Source organism: Corallococcus macrosporus (assembly GCF_017302985.1).
Lineage (GTDB): Bacteria > Myxococcota > Myxococcia > Myxococcales > Myxococcaceae > Corallococcus > Corallococcus macrosporus_A.
Genome location: NZ_JAFIMU010000006.1, coordinates 60,441 through 80,565, shown reverse-complemented (window position 1 = coordinate 80,565; position 20,125 = coordinate 60,441). Strand labels below are relative to the sequence as shown.

The window sequence follows — 20,125 nt, the reverse complement described above, 5'->3', positions numbered from 1 at the left end:
AAAACGATCCTGCTTCCGGACCATTGGCTGCGATAAGCGCGGCACACCCCGGGTGTGACGAACCCAGGGCGGCGTGCGGCCAAACTCCTTGACGACCGGGGGCGGGTTCCCGACTATCCGCCGCCTCTCAAGACCCCGGTCTCAATCAGGAGTTTGCGTTCATGGCGCCTCCCTCTGGCGAGAAGATCACCCTGCAGAACGGCAAGCTGACCGTTCCGAACAACCCGATCATCCCCTACATCGAGGGCGACGGCACCGGCCGCGACATCTGGAAGGCCTCGCAGGCCGTGTTCGACGCCGCGGTGGAGAAGGCCTACGGCGGCAAGAAGAAGATCTCCTGGTACGAGGTCCTGGCCGGCGAGAAGTCCTTCAAGCAGGTGAACAACTGGCTGCCGGACGAGACGGTCGCCGCGTTCCGCGAGTACCTCGTGGGCATCAAGGGCCCGCTGACGACGCCGGTGGGCGGTGGCATCCGCTCGCTGAACGTGGCGCTGCGCCAGATGCTGGACCTGTACGTCTGCCTGCGGCCCGTGCGCTACTTCAAGGGCGTGCCCAGCCCGGTGAAGCAGCCGGACAAGGTGGACATGGTCATCTTCCGTGAGAACACGGAGGACATCTACGCGGGCATCGAGTTCGAGGCCGGCACCGCGCAGGCGGAGAAGTTCCTGGGCTGGCTGAAGCAGGAGTTCCCCAAGGAGGCGGGCAAGATCCGCTTCCCCGCGAACGTGGGCATCGGCATCAAGCCCGTGTCCCAGGAAGGCACGGAGCGCCTGGTGCGCGCCGCCATCCAGTACGCGGTGGACCTCAAGCGCAAGAGCGTCACGCTGGTCCACAAGGGCAACATCATGAAGTTCACCGAGGGCGCCTTCCGCAAGTGGGGCTACGACCTCGCGGCGCGTGAGTTCGGTGACAAGGTCTACACCTGGGACCAGTGGGAGGCCACCAAGGCCGCCAAGGGCGAGGACGCCGCCAACGCGGAGCAGAAGGCCGCGGTGTCCGCCGGGAAGATCATCATCAAGGACTCCATCGCGGACATCACCCTGCAGCAGGTGCTGACCCGTCCGGACGAGTTCGACGTCATCGCCACGCTGAACCTCAACGGCGACTACCTGTCGGACGCGCTCGCGGCGCAGGTGGGCGGCATCGGCATCGCGCCGGGCGGCAACATCAACTACGTCTCCGGCCACGCCGTCTTCGAGGCCACCCACGGCACCGCGCCGAAGTACGCGGACCTGGACAAGGTGAACCCGGGCTCCGTCATCCTCTCCGGCGAGATGATGCTCCGCCACATGGGCTGGCACGAGGCCGCGGACCTGATCATCAAGGGCATGGACAAGGCCATCGCCGCGCGCACGGTGACGTACGACTTCGCGCGCCTGATGAAGCTGGAGACGAAGGAGACCGTGTCCGAGGTGAAGTGCTCGGAGTTCGGTCAGGCCATCATCAAGCACATGTAGTCCCCACCCCAAAGCAGGAGGGCGAAACCATGGCTCACAAGAAGAAGAAGATCGGCCTCATTGGCGGCGGTCAGATCGGCGGCAACCTGGCGCTGCTGGCGGTCCAGAAGAACCTCGGCGACGTGGTGCTCTACGACATCCCGGCGGCCGAGGGTCTGGTCAAGGGCAAGGCGCTGGACATCAACCAGCTCTCCGCGGTGGACGGCTACGACTGCCGCGTCACCGGCTCCACGGACTGGAAGGACGTCGCGGGCTCGGACGTGATCATCATCACGGCCGGCGTGCCCCGGAAGCCGGGCATGTCCCGCGAGGACCTGCTGGACGTCAACCTGAAGATCATGAAGGACGTGGCGGGCAACATCAAGCAGCACGCCCCGGACGCCTTCGTCATCAACGTGGCCAACCCGCTGGACGCGATGGTGTTCGCGCTCCACAAGATCGCCGGCCTGAAGGACAACATGGTCGTGGGCATGGCGGGCGTGCTGGACACCAGCCGCTTCAAGTGCTTCGTGGCCGAGGCCCTGAACTGCTCCATCCGTGACGTGGAGGCGCTCGTCCTCGGCGGCCACGGTGACGACATGGTCCCGCTCGTGCGCCACAGCACCGTGGGCGGCGTGCCCCTGACCCAGCTCATCGCGAAGGACAAGCTGGACGCCATCATCGACCGCACCCGCAAGGGCGGCGCGGAGCTGGTGGGCCTGTACAAGACGGGCAGCGCCTACTTCGCCCCGGCCTCCTCCTCCATCGCCATGGCGGAGAGCTTCCTCTTCGACCGCAAGCGCGTCCTGCCGTCCGCCGCCCTGCTCAAGGGCCAGTACGGCATCAAGGACTTCTTCTTCGGCGTCCCCGCGCAGATCGGCGCGGGCGGCGTGGAGAAGATCATCGAGGTGGAGCTGAACGACGCGGAGAAGGCCGAGCTGAACAAGTCCTTCACCTCCGTGAAGGGCACCGTGGAGCTCGTCAAGCTGTAGTCCGGCTGTCGGTCGGGCCCGCCGGAATCCTGCTGGCGGGCCCCGCCTGATGCCGTGAATGATCCGGGCTTATCCCCCGGCGCACCGTCCTTGCGGCGGTATTTTTCCAAGTTAACTAGCGTGTTGGACTCGCACTGGATCACGGGAGCGGGGCACGTGTCGCGAAGCAGGACTTCGGCGGCCCCCCGTGAAGGCACCCCCCCGGGCGTCCGGTGGTCAAGGAGACGATGATGGCGGCAGCAGCGCGATTCACGGTGGTGGGCGGCGGTCTGGCCGGGCTGATGACGACGATCAAGCTGGCGGAGGCGGGTCACCAGGTGGACGTGCTCTCGCTCGTCCCGGTCAAACGCTCCCACTCGGTCTGTGCCCAGGGCGGCATCAACGGCGCGGTGAACACGAAGGGTGAAGGCGACCACCCGGACATCCACGTGAAGGACACGCTGCGCGGCGGCGACTTCCTGGCGGAGCAGGTGTCCGTGAAGGGCATGTGCTACGCGGCGCCTGGCATCATCTACCTGCTGGACCGCATGGGCGTGACCTTCAACCGCACGCCGGAAGGCCTGCTGGACTTCCGCCGCTTCGGCGGCACCCTGCACAACCGCACCGCGTTCGCGGGCGCCACCACCGGCCAGCAGCTGCTCTACGCGCTGGACGAGCAGGTCCGCCGCTACGAGGCGGAGGGCAAGGTCACCAAGTACGAGTACTGGGAGTGGCTGGGCACGGTGAAGGACGAGTCCGGCCGCTGCATCGGCAGCGTGGCCATGGACCTGCGCACCATGGAGATCCGCACGTTCCCGGCGGAGGCGGTGTGCCTGGCCACGGGCGGCCCCGGCATCGTCTTCGGGCGCTCCACCAACTCCATCATCAACACCGGCACCGCCGCGGGCCGCGCGTACATGGAAGGCGCGCTGTACGCCAACGGCGAGTTCATCCAGGTGCACCCCACCTCCATCCCGGGCGAGGACAAGCTGCGCCTGATGAGCGAGTCCGTGCGCGGCGAGGGCGGCCGCGTCTGGGTGCCCAAGAAGAAGGGCGACACGCGCAACCCCCGGGAGATCCCGGAGAGCGAGCGCTGGTACTTCCTGGAAGAGAAGTACCCCAAGTACAAGAACCTGGTGCCGCGCGACGTGGCGACGCGGGAGATCTTCATGGTCTGCCGCGACCTGGGCATGGGCCTGGGCGGGCGCGACGGCGTGTACCTGGACGTGACGCACATCCCGGCCAAGACGCTCGACGCGAAGATCAAGGGCGTCATGGAGATCTACGAGAAGTTCGTCGGAGATGATCCGCGCCACACGCCCATGGTCATCTTCCCGGGCATGCACTACTCGATGGGCGGCCTGCACGTCTCTTTCGAGGCGGACTCGCGCACCCAGACGCCGCTGGACGGCAGCCCGGTGAACCAGAGCACGCGCATCCCCGGCCTGTACGCGGCCGGCGAGGCGGACTACGCCTTCCACGGCGCGAACCGCCTGGGCGCCAACTCGCTCCTGTCCTGCATCTACTCCGGCATGATCGGCGGCCCGGCGATGGTGTCCTTCGCCAAGAGCCAGACGACCAGCGCCTCGGCGATGCCGGAGAAGTACTTCGCGGACGCGAAGAAGTACTGGCAGGACCGCTTCGCCACCATCAAGGCGATGAACGGGCAGGAGAACCCGTACCAGCTCGCCAAGGAGCTGGGCGAGGTGATGACGGAGAACTGCACCGTCGTCCGCTACAACGACCGCCTGAAGAAGACGGTGGAGACCATCCGCGGCCTGAAGGACCGCTGGAGCCGCGTCAACGTGCTGGACACGGGCGTCGTCGCCAACCGCGCGCTCTCCTACACCAACCAGCTGTGGAACATGCTGGAGCTGGGGGAGGTCATCGCCACCAGCGCGCTCTTGCGCGACGAGAGCCGCGGCGCGCACTACAAGCCGGACTTCTCCCTGCCGGAGCCCAAGTCGAAGGACCCGCGCGAGGATCCGCAGTGGATGGACCTGTGGCGCAAGCGCCACGAGAAGTGGGCGAAGACGACCATCGCCACGTACGCCTCCCAGGGCCCGCAGATCTCCTACCAGGACCTGCCCACGCCGGTGCTGGACCCCGAGCCCCGCTGGTACGCGTAAGGGCGCTCGTTGCTTTTTCGGGCCCGCGCGCTTTTGGCGGCGCGGGTTTCCGCCACCTGATTTGGCAGTGAAGGGAAGGGCAGCCGCACCATGGACACCGCACAGGCCAGCGCCGTCAGCTCGAAGACCGTCACCTTCCGCATCTGGCGTCAGGATGATCCGAACAAGCCGGGTCACTTCGACGAGTTCAAGGTCCCCTACACGAAGGGCGCCAACGTCATCTCCTGTCTGATGGAGATCCAGCGCAACCCCGTCACCGTGGAGGGCAAGAAGGTGGCCCCCGTGGTGTGGGACGCCGCGTGCCTCGAGGAGGTGTGTGGCAGCTGCGCCATGAACATCAACGGCCGGGTGCGCATGGCGTGCTCCGCGCTGGTGGACAAGCTCCAGCAGCCCATCACCCTGGAGCCGATGAAGAAGTTCCCGGTGGTGCGCGACCTCACCGTGGACCGCGACCGCATGTTCGAGTCGCTCAAGCGCGTGAAGGGGTGGATCCCCGTCGACGGCACGTACAACCTGGGCCCCGGCCCGCGCCAGTCGCAGAAGGACCAGTCCGTGATGTACGTGCTGTCCACGTGCATCACCTGCGGCAGCTGCCTGGAGGCGTGCCCCCAGGTGACGCTGGACAACGACTTCATCGGCGCGGCGCCCATCAGCCAGGCCCGCCTGTTCAACATGCACCCCACGGGCAAGCTGAACGCGGAGGAGCGCACGCGCGCCCTCATGGGCCCCGGCGGCATCCAGGACTGCGGCAAGGCGCAGAACTGCGTGAAGGTCTGCCCGAAGGAGATCCCCCTCACGACCTCCATCGCGGTGATGAACCGCGAGGTGAGCAAGCTGATGATCAAGGACATCTTCTTCAAGGAAGAGGAGCAGAAGGCGTCCAGCGGTCCGGGGTAGTCTCCCGTCACGCCGTCCTGGCTTCCTCGCGGCCCCGTGCCAGCGTCCCCCTCAAGCGGGGCGCCGGGCGGGGCCGTGGCGTTTGGGATGAAGGCCGCCTCATTCCCCCGGACACCGGGCGTTATCCCGTGGGGGCCGTGCCTGTGTCCCGCCGCGACGCTGGAGGCCAAACGGCCTTGCCATCCGTCGTTTTCTGCGCAATGAGGGCCCGCGTTGACGCCCCGTGTAGGGGCTGTCCTCGTCTCCCCTCGTCCCACCCGGAGATTCGATGAAGATCCACGAGTACCAGGGCAAGGAACTCTTCCGGAAGTATGGCGTGCCCACGCCGCGCGGCATCCTCGCGCTCGATCCCGACCAGGCGGAGGCCGCGGCGAAGGAGCTGGCCACGCCCGTCGTCGTCGTGAAGGCGCAGATCCACGCGGGCGGCCGCGGCAAGGGCGGCGGCGTGAAGCTGGCCAAGAGCCCCGCGGAGGCCAAGACGCTCGCCCAGCAGATGCTGGGCATGATGCTCAAGACCATCCAGACCGGCCCGGAAGGGCAGAAGGTCAACAAGGTCTACATCGAAGAGGGCCTCGACATCGGCCAGGAGCTGTACCTGGGCGTGACGCTCGACCGCGCCACCAGCCGCATCACCTTCATGGCGTCCACCGAGGGCGGCGTGGAGATTGAAGAAGTGGCGGAGAAGCACCCGGAGAAGATCCTCCGCGCCGTCGTGGACCCCGCGGTGGGCTTCGCGGACTTCCAGGGCCGCGAGCTGGCCTTCGGGCTGGGCCTGACGGGCCCCACGGTGAACAAGTTCGTCCAGTTCTGCTCCTCGCTCTACAAGATGTACGTGGAGACGGACGCGTCCCTCGTGGAGATCAACCCGCTGGTCATCCGCAAGAGCGGCGGCGTGGTGGCGCTCGACGCGAAGGTGAACTTCGACGAGAACGCGCTCTACCGGCACAAGGACCTGCTGGAGTACCGCGACGTGGCGGAGGAGGAGCCCCGCGAGACGCAGGCCAAGGAGCACGACCTGGCCTACATCGCGCTGGACGGCAACATCGGCTGCATGGTGAACGGCGCGGGTCTGGCCATGGCCACCATGGACACCATCAAGCTGGTGGGCGGCGCTCCGGCCAACTTCCTGGACGTGGGCGGCGGCGCGAGCAAGGAGAAGGTGACGGCGGCCTTCAAGCTCATCCTCGCGGATCCGCAGGTCAAGGCGGTGCTCGTCAACATCTTCGGCGGCATCATGAAGTGTGACGTCATCGCGGAAGGCATCATCGCGGCGGCGAAGGAAGTGCAGCTGAAGATCCCGCTCGTCGTGCGCCTGGAAGGCACCAACGTGGAGCAGGGCAAGGAGCTGCTCCGCAACTCGGGCCTCGCCATCACCCCCGCGGACAACCTGCGCCAGGCGGCCGAGAAGGCCGTGGCGGCCATCAAGTAGGGCCTTCGCCCCCTCTTACCTGAAAGATCGCCATGAGCATCCTCGTCAACGAGAACACGAAGGTCCTCGTCCAGGGCATCACCGGTTCGGCGGGCTCGTTCCACGCCAAGCAGATGCTGGAGTACGGGACGAAGATTGTGGGCGGTGTCACGCCGGGCAAGGGCGGCACCTCCTTCGAGGGCAAGGTTCCCGTGTTCAACACGGTCGCCGACGCGGTGAAGCAGGCGGGCGCGAACACGTCCGTCATCTTCGTGCCGCCGCCCTTCGCCGCGGACTCCATCATGGAGGCCGCGGACGCCGGCATCTCCCTCATCATCACCATCACCGAAGGCATCCCGGTCAACGACATGGTGCGCGCCAAGCGCTACCTGCAGGGCAAGCCGGGCGTGCGCCTGATTGGCCCGAACTGCCCGGGCGTCATCACCCCCGGCGCCAAGTGCAAGATCGGCATCATGCCGGGCCACATCCACAAGCCGGGCCGCATCGGCGTGGTGTCCCGCTCCGGCACGCTGACCTACGAAGCCGTGCACCAGCTCACGCAGCTGGGCCTGGGCCAGTCCACCGCGGTGGGCATCGGCGGCGACCCGGTCAACGGCACCAACTTCGTGGACGTGCTGAAGCTCTTCCAGGCCGACCCTGAGACGGACGCCGTCATCATGATCGGTGAGATCGGCGGCAGCGCCGAGGAAGAGGGCGCCGAGTACGTCAAGCGCGAGTTCACCAAGCCCATCGCCGGCTTCATCGCCGGTCAGTCCGCGCCCCCGGGCAAGCGCATGGGCCACGCGGGCGCCATCATCTCCGGCGGCAAGGGCACGGCCACGGAGAAGATCAAGGCGATGGAGGGCGCGGGCATCCTGATGGCCGCCAGCCCCGCCGAGCTGGGCACCACGCTGCAGGAGGCCGTCAAGCGCGGCCCGCCGAAGCGCTGAGCCGAACCTTTCACACGACCCACACACGAGGAGCCAAAGACCATGGCCATCGAGCGCACGCTGTCCATCATCAAGCCCGACGGAGTGAAGAACAACCACGTCGGCGAGATCATCGCCCGGTTCGAGAAGGCGGGCCTGAAGCCCGTCGCCATCCGCCGGCAGCAGCTGTCCCAGGCGGAGGCCGAGGGCTTCTACGCCGTCCACAAGGCCCGGCCGTTCTTCAAGGACCTGGTGTCCTTCATGATCTCCGGCCCGGTGGTCCTGATGGCCCTGGAGGGTGAGAACGCCGTCCAGAAGAACCGCGACCTGATGGGCGCCACGGACCCGAAGAAGGCCGACAAGGGCACCATCCGCGCGGACTTCGCCCAGAGCATCGACGCGAACACGGTCCACGGCTCGGACAGCCTGGAGAACGCGAAGAACGAGGTCGCGTACTTCTTCCGCGAGACCGAAATCCACGGCTGATCAGCTTTCAGTCTGGTGACAGCGGCCCGGTGTCCACGCCCCACGCGGCGCGGACCCGGGCCGTCGTCTTTTCCGAAGCTCGCCCGCCTTTGCCGTATCCGGTTGCCCTCCCGGGCGGTCCTTGCTACCGATAATGAAAATCACAATCGGCAAGGAAGCACGCATGAGCGGCGATTCGGAGCGCGTGGCCCGGCGGGGGCCGTTCCCGGTGAAGTTGCGGTTGCTGGAGGTTCTGCGCGTGACGCGGCTGTCGCCGCACATGGTGCGCGTGACGCTGGGCGGCCCGGAGCTGGAGGGCTTTTCGTCCCCCGGCGCGGATGATCACGTGAAGTGCTTCTTCGCGAAGCCCGGCGTGAAGAAGCCGGACATGCCGGTGGTCGGGCCCCACGGCCTGGCCATGCCGGAGGGGCTGGAGAAGCCCGCCTCGCGCGACTACACGCCGCGCCGCTTCGACCCGAAGGCGAACGAGCTGGACATCGACTTCGTGCTGCACGGCGAGGGCCCCGCGTCGATGTGGGCCGCGCAGGCGAAGCCCGGCGACTTCATGGGCATTGGCGGTCCGCGCAGCACGCACGACGTGGCGGACGACTTCGACTGGTACCTGCTCGCGGGGGACCAGAGCGCGCTGCCGGCCATCGCCCGGCGCCTGGAGGAGCTGCCCGCAGGCAAGCGCGCGTTCGCCTTCATCGAGGTCGCGGACGCGGCGGAGGAGCAGCGCATCGTCAGCAAGGCGGACGTGAAGCTCACCTGGCTGCACCGGGGCGGCGCGGAGGCCGGCACGACGAAGCACCTGGAGGACGCGCTGCGCGCCTGGACGCCTCCCCCTGGGGACGGGTTCGTGTTCGTGGCCGGCGAGTCCACGTCGCTCAAGTCCATCCGGGAACACCTGGTGAACGAGCGCGGTCTGAACAAGAGCTGGATGCGGGTGACGGGCTACTGGAAGCGCGGCGTCGCCGAGCACCACGACTCGAAGGGGTAGGCAGGGGAGGGGACGGGCACTCCTTTGACTTGCCGTGCCTTCTTGTGGGAAGCACGCCCCATTTCCCTCCGTTAGCCCCGACTGAACGATGTCAGAGCCTACCGCCACAGCCCTCCCTGTCACCGAGCCCCTGCCGGTGCCGGCCCCCGCGAAGCTGACCGACGTGGCCAGCCTGTCGCGCGAGAAGCTCGCGCTGTTCCTGAGCGAGCATCTGGGCGAGCGCCCGTTCCGCGCGGCGCAGCTCTACCGCTGGCTGCACCAGCGCGGCGCCACGACGTTCGACGAGATGACGGACCTGTCCAAGGCCCTGCGCGAGAAGCTCAAGGCCCAGGCGGAGATCGTCCCGCTGGTGAAGGACCTGGAGCAGCGCAGCGTCGACGGCACCATCAAGTACCGCTTCAAGACGCGCGACGGGCGCTTCATCGAGTCCGTCTACATGCCGGCGGAGGACCGCAAGACGCTCTGCGTGTCCACGCAGGTGGGCTGCGCGATGGCCTGCTCGTTCTGCATGACGGGGACGCTGGGCCTCAAGCGCAACCTCACCCCCGGGGAGATTGTCGCCCAGGTGCACGCGGTGAACCGCGAGGTGCGCCGCAACGAAGGTCTGGAGACGCTGCGCCCGCTCACGAACCTGGTGTTCATGGGCATGGGCGAGCCGCTCCACAACTTCGAGAACCTCAAGACGGCGCTCTCCATCCTCCAGTCGGAGGAGGGGCCCAACTTCAGCCACCGGCACATCACCGTCTCCACCGTGGGCCTGGTGCCGATGATCGAGCGCTTCGGCCAGGAGACGGACGTCAAGCTGGCCATCTCGCTCAACGCCAGCACGGACGAGCAGCGCAGCAAGACGATGCCGGTGAACCGCAAGTGGAACATCGCGGCGCTGCTGGACGCCTGCCGCAAGTTCCCGCTGCGCCAGGGCCGGCGCATCACCTTCGAGTACGTACTGCTCAAAGGGTTCAACGACACGGACGAGGACGCGCACCGGCTGAGGGAGCTCTTGCGCGACATTCCCGCGAAGGTGAACCTGATTCCCTACAACGAGAACCCCGGCCTGGGGTTCCAGACGACGGGCGAGCAGCGGGCCGAGGAGTTCCGGGCCATCCTTGCCGAGGCGCACGTCGCGGCATACATCCGCAAGAACCGGGGCCGGGACATCGCCGGGGCCTGTGGTCAGCTCGCCAACCGGGACGAGACGGCCGCGGAAGCCCCGACGTGACATAAGCACCCGAGCTTCCTTGACAATCCAGTCGGCAGGGCGCTAAGAGCGCCCCCCTCCGCCTGTTACCGTAGAAGTCACACGTTTTCGCTGGAGCGTTCCATGGCCGTTGTCCTCCGTCTTGCCCGCGCGGGCGCCAAGAAGATGCCGTACTACCACGTGGTTGCCACCGACTCGCGCAGCCCGCGCGACGGCAAGTTCCTGGAGCAGGTCGGTTCCTACGACCCCAACCACAGCCCCGCGAAGGTGCAGTTCAACGAGGAGCGGCTGAACTACTGGCTGAAGAGCGGCGCGCTGCCCTCCGAGACGGTCGCGGACCTCATCAAGACGGCGAAGAAGCAGGCCCCGGCGACCACCGCCTGAGCACGCCCCCGTCTGGACAAGACGTGGAGCCGCTGCTCACGTATCTGGCGAAGGCCCTGGTTGATCAACCCGACCAGGTCGCCCTGCGCATCTCCGAGGCGGATGGCGGCCGGCTCTATGAGCTGAAGGTCGCCCCCGAGGACGTCGGCAAGGTCATCGGCCGTGATGGGCGCACCGTGAACGCCCTCCGGACGCTGCTCAACGCCGCCGCCCAGAAGCAGGGCCAGAAGGTCCGCCTGGAGATTCTCGACGACCGGCGCACCCCGGGTTCTCCCCCGGCGCCGCCTGCTCCGGACGCCGCGCGGTGAGCGCGCTGGCCTGTCTGGAGCTGGGCTACGTGGCCCGTGCGCACGGGCTGCGTGGCGAGGTGGCCGTCCGCGCCTTCGACCCCGCGTCGGAGACGCTCGGCACCGTCGACCGTGTCCGGCTGCGGCTGCGCTCCGGCGAGGAGCGCGAGTACACCGTGGAGTCCTTCCGCCCGGCGAACAAGGAAGACCTCGTGGGCTTCGAGGGCATCGAGTCCCGCACGGCCGCCGAGGCGCTGGTGGGCGCGAAGGTGCTCGTCTACCGCGAGGACCTGGAGCCGCCAGAAGAGGGCGAGTTCTTCCAGGGCGACCTCGTGGGCCTCACCGCCGTGGACGAGCAGGGCGCGTCCCTGGGCACGGTGGAAGAGGTCTGGGCCACCGGTGAGGTGCCCAACCTGGTGATCCGCATGAAGGGCCGGCCGGAGCTGGTGGTGCCCTTCGCGGACGAGTTCGTCCCCACGGTGGACGTGCCCGCGGGTCGCATCGTCATCCGGCCCCTGGAGTACCTGGAGGCGGACGGGCCCGAGGGTCCCCCCGAGGACTCCGGAGACGACGGGTGAGCTACCCCGTCGAACTGCTGACGCTGTTCCCCGACATGCTGGCTGGCTACCTGGGCGCGAGCATCCTCGGGAAGGCCCAGGAGAAGGGGCTGCTCTCCGTCACGCTCACCAACGTGCGCGACTTCGCCGAGGGCAAGCACCGCGTCACCGACGACGCGCCCTACGGCGGCGGCGCCGGCATGGTGATGAAGCCCGAACCCCTGGTGGCCGCCATCGAGGCCGCGCGGGCCCGGCTGCCCGGCGCGAAGGCGCTCCTGATGAGCCCTCGGGGGCCCACGTTCACCCAGGCCACGGCGCGCGAGCTGGCGCGGCACGAGGCCGGGCTGATCCTCGTCTGCGGCCGCTACGAGGGCGTGGACGAGCGGGTGATGCCCTTCCTGGACGGGGAACTGTCGCTGGGCGACTTCGTGCTCACGGGAGGGGAGGTGGCCGCCCTGGCCGTGGTGGACGCCGTGGCGCGGCTGGTGCCGGGCGTCCTGGGCAACGAGGCCTCCTCCGTCGCGGAGAGCTTTGAAGAAGGGCTGCTGGAGCACCCTCACTACACCCGGCCGCCTGTGTTCCGGGGCGCCGAGGTGCCGGCCGTCCTCCAGTCAGGCGATCACGCCCGCATCGCCCGGTGGCGCCGGTGGAAGGCCATCAAGCTCACGCAGGAGCGGCGGCCGGACCTGTTCGCGCGGCTGGAGTTCAGCAAGGCGGATCAGAAACTGCTCGCCAGGGAAGAAGAAGCGTTGTAACCCTGCGTGTTCTCGCGGAACCTTTTGTTGCAGGCTTGTTCGTCCCGGTGGTCTCTGCTAGGACGGCCCGCTCTTTTCCACGCGTCCTACGCGTCAAGTTCCGCTTTCTGGAGTCCGTCATGCGCCGCAGCCTCATCGAGCACGTCGAAAACAAGTTCCTGCGCAAGGACATCACCGCGTTCCGCACGGGTGATTCCGTTCGCGTCCACTGGAAGGTCAAGGAAGGCGAGAAGGAGCGCGTGCAGGCCTTCGAGGGCGTGGTCATCCGCAAGACCAAGGGCACGAACCGCGCGACCTTCACCGTGCGCAAGATGTCCTTCGGCGTCGGCGTGGAGCGCATCTTCCCCATCCACAGCCCGCGCTACGAGAAGATCGAGGTCCTCACCCGCGGCGACGTGAACCGCAAGCGCCTGTTCTACCTCCGCGAGCTGAAGGGCAAGGCCTCGCGCGTGGACGTGCAGGTGGATCCTGAGAAGGCCGCCGCCAAGGCCGCCGTCGCCAAGGGCTAGTAGGTCCGCAGAAACCCTCTCGCGGCCTTCGCGGCCGCGTGAGAGAAGGAGCGTCCTTCACTGGACGCTCCTTTTTTCGTTCGGGCTAGACTGCGCGCGCCATGCACTTCGTCGAGGTCGCCATCCAGAACGTCCGCGGGTTCTCTCCCGCCGGGCGCTTCCCGCTGAAGACCGGGTACCTCATCCTCAAGCCGCCCACGGCGGACGTGCTGCCCTTGGGGAGCCTCGTGCTGTCGCTGCTGTTCGCGGACGGCCGGGGCGGGGACTCCAGTCTGGTGGGGGCCGCGGGGCGCTCGGGCAAGGCCGCGCTGACTTTCGTGGGCCAGGACGGGATGACGTACCGGGTACTGCGCGAGCTGGGCGGTTCTGGCTCGCTGCACCGGCTCAACCCCACCACGAGCCAGCCGGAGCTGGTGTCCACGGACGTCTCGGAGATCAACCAGTACCTGCGCGGTCAGGCGGGGCTGCCTCCGCGCACCACCTTCGAGCAGGTGTACTGCCTCCAGCTGGTGATGCTGCCGTCGCGCCGTCCCCGCAGGAGCGCGCCCAAGGCCGCCGCGGCCGCGGGAGCGAAGGCCTCCGGGGCCACGCCGTCGCTGGCCGCCGCCACGCAGGTGCTGCCCGCGGAGGACGTCCCGGCCGCCGAGGCGAAGGTGAAGGTGCTGGAGAAGGAGCTCGTCACCGCGAAGGCGGTGGATCAGCTCCAGTTCAAGGTGGACGAGCTGTCGTCGCTCATCTTCGAGGCGGACTCGAAGCTCAAGGGCGGCGAGGGGCTCAAGACCGCCATCGCGGAGGCGGAGGCCGCGTGGCGTGCGGCGCCGTCGCCGGAGTCGCTGGGCCTGCCGCTGGACATCCTCTCGCGCGTGAAGCGCTACCCGAAGGTGGTGGCGCGGCGGGACGAGGCGCTGGCGCGGCTGGAGACGGACCGCGATCCGGAGCTGGAGGACGTGTCGCTCCAGGTGCCGCCGCTCACGAAGAACCGCGTCTTCTGGGGCGGCCTGGGCGCGGGCGTGCTCTTCATGGGCCTGAGCGTGGGCCTGGGCATCGTCGCGGGACAGCCCCTGTGGCGCTACCTGGCGCTGATCAACATCCCCGCCTTCGGCACCGCCGGGTGGATGGCGCTGCGCTACGTGGATGACCTGCAGCACGCCACGCGCAAGGGCTCCAAGGACAACCGCAAGGACGCGCGGCACAAGAAGATCCTCGACGAGTTCGAGCTCGAGGACGCGCCGGTGCGCATGGCCATCAAGGCCCTGAACCTGGAGACCTACGAGGAGATCCCCGGCGCGCTGGAGCAGAAGGACCTGCTCGGCATCCGGTTGGGAGAGCTGCAGACGCAACTGGAGGAGTTCGAAGCCTCCGCCGAGTACCAGGGCGCCCTTCGCGATGGGCAGGAGCTGCGCGCGCAGCAGGAGGAGCTCAACGCGGAGCTGTCCGCCAAGGGCACCTACGTGCGCGACCTGCGCGAGGTGGAGCGCGAGCTGTCCCGGCTGAAGGAGTCCATCGCGCTGGCGAAGGCGCCCCCGGTGCAGGTCGTCGCGGCCCCCGGCCAGGCGCCGGTGCCGGTGGATCCGCTGGAGGATCCGTCCCCGCTGGTGCTGTCGCAGGCCGCGGACGTGCTCACGTCCGACATGCTGTCGGTGCAGGCGCTCCTGAAGGACCGCTGCGTGCAGTACCTCACCGCGCTCACGGACAAGCGCTACCAGGGCGTGGAGTGGGATCGGGAGGGCAACGCCTTCCTGCTCGCGCCGAACAAGCGCATCCCGGTAGGCGAGCTGCCCCCGAAGGACATCGACCTCTACTACCTGGCGCTGCGCCTGACGGTGGTGGAGAAGACGTGCGCCCGGGTGAAGCGCCCGTTCCTCCTGGACGACGTGCTGACGGGCGTGGACGAGGCGAAGCTGCCCCTCGTCGCCCGCATGCTCAAGCACCTGGGCACGCTCACCCAGGTCCTGCACGTCACCGCGCACCCCGGCTTCGGCCAGATGTCGGACGGCACCGTTAACGTCTAGCCGCCGCGAAGCAGTGCGTGGGGCGGCGGGGGCGGAATGGGAACGCGGCGGGACGTGGGGAACGTGGCGGAGGCGGAGGGCGTGCGCCTGCTGGAGTCGCAGGGCTACCGGGTGGTGGCGCGCAACTGGACGTGCCGCTACGGAGAGCTGGACATCGTGGCGGAGCAGGGTGACGTCATGTGCTTCGTGGAGGTGCGCATGCGCTCCACCGCGGCGTGGGGAGACCCCTCGCACACCGTGTCCTTCGCCAAGCAGCGCCGGGTGGTGAAGGCCGCGCTGCACTATCTCTTCCAGAACGGCATCGACGGGCGCATGGTGCGCTTCGACGTCATCTCCGTCGTGGGCCAGGGCCAGCACGCCCGGGTGGAGCACCTGCCCGCCGCCTTCGACGCTGGCATGTAAAGGAATCCGTCCCTTGGCTGGAACGCTCTACCTCGTGGCCACGCCCATCGGGAACCTGGGGGACGTCACCGCCCGGGCCCTGGAGACGCTGCGCACCGTGGGCTTCCTCGCGTGCGAGGACACCCGGCACTCGCGCATCCTGTTGGACCACTTCGGCATCGCCGGGAAGGACCTGGTCAGCCTGCCGGCCTTCGCGGAGGGGCAGCGCGCCGGGCGCATCCTGGACCGCCTCGAGGCCGGTGAGGACTGCGCGCTCATCACCGACGCGGGCAGCCCCGGCATCAGCGACCCGGGGGAGAAGCTGGTGGCGGAGGCGCTGGAGCGCGGCCTGAAGGTGGAGCCGGTGCCGGGGCCCACGGCGCTGGTGGCCGCCCTGAGCGCTTCAGGGCTGCCCACGGGGCGCTTCCACTTCCTGGGCTTCCTGCCGCGCAAGGGGCCGGAGCGCCGCGCCATGCTGGATGAGGTGGCGCCCCTGTCCGCCACCTGCGTCCTCTACGAGTCCCCGCGCCGCCTGGCGGAGACGCTGGCGGACCTCCAGGAGGCCTGGGGCGACCGGCGCGCGTGCGTGGCGCGCGAGCTGACCAAGCTGCACGAGGAGTTCGTCCGGGGCCCGCTGTCCACGCTCGTGGCGCGCTACGCGGGGGAGGAGACCCGGGGCGAGGTGGTGGTGCTGGTGGAGGGCCGCACTGGCGAGCAGCGCTGGAGCGAGGACGAGCTGCGCAAGGCGCTGGAGGCGGGTCTGGCTCGCGGCGAGAAGCTCAAGCCGCTGAGCACGGAGCTGGCCCGCCGCGCGGGGTGGCCCGGCCAGGAGGTGTACCGGCTGGGCCTGGGGTTGAAGCAGCGGTAGGGGAACGTCTACCGCTGCCTCGGGGGCGGGCCCTCAGAAGCTGAAGGTCGCGCCCAGGTCGAAGCGGAACGTGGTGCTCTGGATGGCCCGGAAGCGGCGGGACACCGTGTCGTAGCGCCAGTCGAACGTGGGGTTCAGCTCCGGCGAGCCCGGCGCGGTGTCGATGCGGCCGTTGCCGTCCACGTCCTGGCCGATGGCCTCGGTCGTGAGCAGGTGGTCCGTGTTGTAGAGGAAATTGCCGGACGCGCGGATGGTGAAGGCCTGGGCGGCGCGAGCGGTGACGCCGAGCTGGCCACCCACCTGGAGGTAGTCCTCGGAGGTGAGCAGCTTGCGCAGCGCGGAGCTCAGCTCGTTGTAGTACCGGCCGCGGCCCACGTAGTTGCCCAGGAGGCGCAGGTCCAGGGTGAGCTTCTGGTTCTTCGACGCGTTCTCGAAGGGCACCAGCTCCATGCCGAACGTCAGCGCCGTCTGCGAGGGGGCCTTGATGCCCGTCTCATGGCGGGTCCACGGCTCCTTGTAGCAGTTGCCCGGAGCGCCCAGGTTGGACGGGTTGGTGCCGGACTGGTCGCAGTTCGAGTACGCGCCGGGGCCGCGCACCGGGATGGTGTGGGAGGCCTTGAAGTACGGCTCCGCCACGCCCATGCGCCGCGAGAAGGACGTGTAGAGCTGGTACTTGTGGACGCGGTCGCCCACGTTGCCGCGGTCGCCATCCGGATCCGTGTTGTCCAGGCTCGGATCGCGCTGCTTGGCGGTGGGCGCCTCGTAGTCGATGCCGACGATCCACGTGGGCTTGGTGTCGTCCTTCTCCTGGTTGAAGAAGGCGTACGCCAGCCCGAAGTGCACGTTGCCCAGGCCGCCCCGGTAGCTCTCCTGGGGCATCCGAAACAGCCGGCCCACGCAGCCCTCGGCCGAGTAGGGCGAGCCGTCCGCGTTGAAGCAGCTGTTGGTGATGGTGGAGTTGCCCTGGTTCGTGCCGGACACGAAGTTCCAGGACTCGTTCTGCTGGAAGACGATGGGCAGCTTGAAGCTGAACTCCAGGTCCTTCCAGAGGCCGAAGGCCACGGCCAGGTTCAGCCGCGCGTCCACGCCCTTGTACCAGAGCTCGTTGACCTCCCGGACGTCGGTGGCGTCACCGCCCGCGAGCTGCTCGCGGACGATCTTCGCGCGCGTCTGCGTGCGCTCGAAGCCCACGTCGAGGAAGAGGTCGAACGGATCATCGTCCTCGAACGAGGAAGCAATCCGCGTGATGTCCGCCGCGCTGGCGGCGAAAGGCACGCCCAGCGTCAGCGCGGCAATGACGGCGCGAAACCTGTGCATCCACTACCTCCGACGACCACGGCCCAGGCCTGCCAGCTAGCCGTGCCGTCGGAGGAGTGTCAAGAAATGGGTGGGCCTTACTTGCCCGCCACGGGCGTCCCGAGCAGTCCGTCCAGGCGCTGGACCTCGGTGTCGAAGGCGCCCTTCTGGGCCGCCGCCAGGGAGGCGCGGTAGGTCTTGTGCTGGTCGAAGGGGTCCAGGACCCGGTTTTCACCCAGCATGAGCTGGTAGTGCAGGTGGGGGGCGAAGGAGTGGCCCGTGTTGCCGCTCTGGGCCAGCACCTGGCCCGCGGACACGCGCATCCCGGGCTGGACGGACTTGGGCAGCTCCGCCAGGTGCAGGAAGAGCGCGCGGCGGCCCTTGCCTCCGGACTCCACCAGCTCGATGCAGTTGCCGTTGCTGCCGAAGTTCCAGTTCTTGCGCTTGACGACGCCCGCGAAGGGCGCCCGGACCGTCGTGCCCACCGGGGCGCGGAAGTCCACGCCCTTGTGGCCGCGGCCGTCGCGCAGGAGGGAGGTGATCTGCTCGTAGCTGTCGATGGGGGACTTCTCCATCCGCAGCTCCAGCTCGTCACCGTTGGGCAGGTAGTAGTGGGCGTTCGGCTCGCCCGCGGGCGTGAAGCGGTAGGCCCGGTGCGTCTGGCCCGTCTTGCCGCTCACGAAGCGCACCGCGTACACCAGCGGCTCCTCGTTGGGACGGCGCTGGTAGAGCACGTCCAGCGTGTCGCCCCGGAGGATTTCACCGGGTACGCGCACCCACCACACCAGCGTGCGTGTCACCACCTGGGCCAGGGCGGGACCCACGGTGGCGTCCGAGGCCTGGATGAGCGCCGTCTCCAGCGGGCCCTCGATGCGGATGGACGCGCGCTCCAGGCCGGCGGCCTTCACGGGGTCGGTGGGCGCGGGCGGGGCCACGGGGGCCTGGGCCACGGTGCCGGCGTCCAGCGCGGTCACGGTCTGCGAGGCGACGTCCATGGGGACATCCGCCATGCGCTGTTTCCACCACCACACGCCACCCGCGGCCGCGCCGAGGATGACGGAGACGGCAACCACCGGTCCGAAGGGATTGCGCTTCGGTGGTCCACCGAGGGTGGGAAGATTCGGCCGCATTCAGGCTCCCTGAGGGTAAGAAGGTACGCGGGGGCCGAAACCGCTGGCGAAAAGGCGATATTTCGGCGCCCCGGGGCTACTCGTCCGGGCCGTCTTCCTGACCGTCCGGGGTGGTGTCTCGCAGGCCAAACTCCTTCATCTTCGTCTGGAGTGACTTGCGGCTGATTTGCAGGAGGCGCGCGGCGCGCGTGACGTTGCCGCCCGTCTCCTCCAGCTTCTTCACGATGAGGTCCCGCTCCAGCTCCGCGGCCTTCATGCGCACGATGTCCTTGAGGCCTACCTCGCCCACGGGGACGTCCAGCGTGCCCAGCGAGGCTGCGACCGGTGCCCCCGCCTGCACGCCCGCTCCCCCGCGCACCGGCTCCGGCAAATCCTTGGCGGTGATGAGGGGGCCGTCCGCGAAGAGCAGCACGCGCTCGATGAGGTTCTCCAGCTCGCGGATGTTGCCCGGCCACGCGTACGCCTGGAGCAGCGCGAGCGCGTCGTCGGCGATGCCTTCGATCTTCTTGTTGAGGCGCCGGTTGTACTTGTCCACGAAGTGCTGGGCGAGCATCGGGATGTCGCTGCGGCGCTCGCGCAGCGCGGGCAGCACGATGGGCACCACGGCCAGCCGGTAGTACAGGTCCTTGCGGAAGCGGCCCGCTTCGATCTCCGCCTGGAGGTCGCGGTTGGTGGCGGCCACCAGGCGCACGTTCACGCGCGTCGTCTTGATGCCGCCCACGCGCTCGAACTCGCCCTCCTGGAGCGCGCGCAGGAGCTTCACCTGCATCTCGACGGGAATCTCCCCGATCTCATCCAGGAAGAGGGTGCCCTCGTCGGCCAGCTCGAAGCGGCCCGGCTTGGAGGTGACGGCGCCGGTGAAGGCGCCCTTCTCGTAGCCGAACAGCTCGCTCTCCAGGAGCGTGGCGGGGATGGCGGCGCAGTTGATCTTGATGAATGGCTTGTCGCGGCGGCTGGACGCGCCGTGCAGCGCGGTTGCGATGAGCTCCTTGCCCGTGCCGCTCTCGCCGGTGATCAGCACCGTGGAGGGCGTGTCCGCGACCTTGTCGATGATCTTGTAGACGTCTTGGATCTGCGGTGACTCGCCGATGATGGCGGAGCGCGCCTTGTGGTCCGCCCGCACGGAGCGCTTGGCGCTCTCGTTCGTCTTGGCGGCCTTGGCCACGACGGAGGACAGCTCCGTCTGCTCGAAGGGCTTGGTGATGTAGTCGAACGCGCCCGCCTTGATGGCCTCCACGGCGGAGTCCACGGTGCCGTGCGCGGTGATGATGATCACCGGCACGTCCGGGTTGGCGGTGCGCACGGCGGCCAGCACGTCCATGCCGCCCAGCTTGGGCATCACCAGGTCGGTGACGACGATGTCCGCGCCGTTCTTGTGGAACTCGGCCAGGCCCTGCTCGCCGTTCTCCGCCACGGTGACGTCGAACCCGTCGCGGCGCAGCAGGGCGGCCAGCACCTTGCGCAGGTTCGTCTCGTCGTCGATGACCAGGACCTTGGCCATAAGCCTCCGCGC

At 68.5% G+C, this 20,125-nt stretch carries 20 protein-coding genes; 17 read left to right on the top strand and 3 right to left on the bottom strand.

The features are described 5' to 3' along the window. Positions 1-161: 161 nt before the first annotated feature. The 17 genes from icd (at position 162) to rsmI (ending at position 16,186) form a co-directional block, all read left to right on the top strand. The gene (icd, locus tag JYK02_RS10385) at positions 162-1,457 is read left to right on the top strand and encodes an NADP-dependent isocitrate dehydrogenase (protein ID WP_014397308.1); all 1,296 of its coding nucleotides are present in this window, start codon (positions 162-164) and stop codon (positions 1,455-1,457) included. 29 nt (positions 1,458-1,486) lie between these two features. Beyond that, complete coding sequence (gene mdh / locus JYK02_RS10380; protein ID WP_207050743.1) at positions 1,487-2,428, top strand: malate dehydrogenase; 942 nt, start codon at positions 1,487-1,489, stop codon at positions 2,426-2,428. Between the two features lie 230 nt (positions 2,429-2,658). Continuing rightward, complete coding sequence (gene sdhA / locus JYK02_RS10375) at positions 2,659-4,536, top strand: succinate dehydrogenase flavoprotein subunit (protein WP_207051092.1); 1,878 nt, start codon at positions 2,659-2,661, stop codon at positions 4,534-4,536. A gap of 90 nt (positions 4,537-4,626) precedes the next feature. Continuing rightward, positions 4,627-5,433 (top strand): succinate dehydrogenase iron-sulfur subunit, encoded by an 807-nt coding sequence (sdhB, locus tag JYK02_RS10370; RefSeq protein ID WP_207050742.1) that lies wholly within the window; start codon positions 4,627-4,629, stop codon positions 5,431-5,433. Positions 5,434-5,701: 268 nt separating this feature from the next. After that, positions 5,702-6,862, top strand: a complete 1,161-nt coding sequence (gene sucC / locus JYK02_RS10365; protein WP_207050741.1) for an ADP-forming succinate--CoA ligase subunit beta — start codon at positions 5,702-5,704, stop codon at positions 6,860-6,862. Positions 6,863-6,894: 32 nt separating this feature from the next. Continuing rightward, on the top strand, positions 6,895-7,791 hold the full coding sequence (gene sucD / locus JYK02_RS10360; RefSeq protein ID WP_207050740.1) for a succinate--CoA ligase subunit alpha: 897 nt from the start codon (positions 6,895-6,897) through the stop codon (positions 7,789-7,791). Positions 7,792-7,833: 42 nt separating this feature from the next. Next, a complete protein-coding gene (ndk, locus tag JYK02_RS10355; protein WP_120546387.1) occupies positions 7,834-8,256 on the top strand; it encodes a nucleoside-diphosphate kinase in 423 nt (140 codons plus the stop codon). A gap of 163 nt (positions 8,257-8,419) precedes the next feature. After that, positions 8,420-9,235 carry a siderophore-interacting protein gene (locus JYK02_RS10350; protein WP_207050739.1) on the top strand — a complete coding sequence of 272 codons (816 nt, stop codon included), beginning with the start codon at positions 8,420-8,422 and terminating at the stop codon, positions 9,233-9,235. Between the two features lie 88 nt (positions 9,236-9,323). Further along, positions 9,324-10,454 carry a 23S rRNA (adenine(2503)-C(2))-methyltransferase RlmN gene (rlmN, locus tag JYK02_RS10345; RefSeq protein WP_207050738.1) on the top strand — a complete coding sequence of 377 codons (1,131 nt, stop codon included), beginning with the start codon at positions 9,324-9,326 and terminating at the stop codon, positions 10,452-10,454. A gap of 102 nt (positions 10,455-10,556) precedes the next feature. Next, positions 10,557-10,817 carry a 30S ribosomal protein S16 gene (rpsP, locus tag JYK02_RS10340; protein WP_014397299.1) on the top strand — a complete coding sequence of 87 codons (261 nt, stop codon included), beginning with the start codon at positions 10,557-10,559 and terminating at the stop codon, positions 10,815-10,817. Between the two features lie 23 nt (positions 10,818-10,840). Next, positions 10,841-11,125, top strand: coding sequence for a KH domain-containing protein (locus JYK02_RS10335; protein WP_207050737.1), 285 nt, complete (start codon positions 10,841-10,843; stop codon positions 11,123-11,125). Then, the gene (gene rimM, locus JYK02_RS10330) at positions 11,122-11,682 is read left to right on the top strand and encodes a ribosome maturation factor RimM (RefSeq protein WP_207050736.1); all 561 of its coding nucleotides are present in this window, start codon (positions 11,122-11,124) and stop codon (positions 11,680-11,682) included. Before JYK02_RS10335 ends, rimM begins: the two co-directional genes overlap by 4 nt. After that, the gene (gene trmD / locus JYK02_RS10325) at positions 11,679-12,416 is read left to right on the top strand and encodes a tRNA (guanosine(37)-N1)-methyltransferase TrmD (RefSeq protein ID WP_207050735.1); all 738 of its coding nucleotides are present in this window, start codon (positions 11,679-11,681) and stop codon (positions 12,414-12,416) included. The genes rimM and trmD overlap by 4 nt, the downstream gene beginning before the upstream one ends. 119 nt (positions 12,417-12,535) lie before the next feature. After that, complete coding sequence (rplS, locus tag JYK02_RS10320; RefSeq protein WP_207050734.1) at positions 12,536-12,925, top strand: 50S ribosomal protein L19; 390 nt, start codon at positions 12,536-12,538, stop codon at positions 12,923-12,925. 101 nt (positions 12,926-13,026) lie between these two features. After that, a complete protein-coding gene (locus tag JYK02_RS10315; protein WP_207050733.1) occupies positions 13,027-14,937 on the top strand; it encodes an ATP-binding protein in 1,911 nt (636 codons plus the stop codon). 36 nt (positions 14,938-14,973) lie between these two features. Then, the gene (locus JYK02_RS10310; protein WP_207050732.1) at positions 14,974-15,339 is read left to right on the top strand and encodes a YraN family protein; all 366 of its coding nucleotides are present in this window, start codon (positions 14,974-14,976) and stop codon (positions 15,337-15,339) included. Between the two features lie 13 nt (positions 15,340-15,352). After that, positions 15,353-16,186 (top strand): 16S rRNA (cytidine(1402)-2'-O)-methyltransferase, encoded by an 834-nt coding sequence (gene rsmI / locus JYK02_RS10305; protein WP_207050731.1) that lies wholly within the window; start codon positions 15,353-15,355, stop codon positions 16,184-16,186. Between the two features lie 33 nt (positions 16,187-16,219). Here the strand turns inward: rsmI and JYK02_RS10300 are convergent, their stop codons facing one another. From JYK02_RS10300 to JYK02_RS10290, 3 genes are all read right to left on the bottom strand, one after another. Further along, on the bottom strand, positions 16,220-17,503 hold the full coding sequence (locus JYK02_RS10300; RefSeq protein WP_207050730.1) for a hypothetical protein: 1,284 nt from the start codon (positions 17,501-17,503) through the stop codon (positions 16,220-16,222). Positions 17,504-17,580: 77 nt separating this feature from the next. Next, a complete protein-coding gene (locus JYK02_RS10295) occupies positions 17,581-18,612 on the bottom strand; it encodes a M23 family metallopeptidase (protein ID WP_207050729.1) in 1,032 nt (343 codons plus the stop codon). Positions 18,613-18,688: 76 nt separating this feature from the next. Continuing rightward, positions 18,689-20,113, bottom strand: a complete 1,425-nt coding sequence (locus JYK02_RS10290; protein ID WP_207050728.1) for a sigma-54-dependent transcriptional regulator — start codon at positions 20,111-20,113, stop codon at positions 18,689-18,691. Between the last annotated feature and the right edge of the window lie 12 nt (positions 20,114-20,125).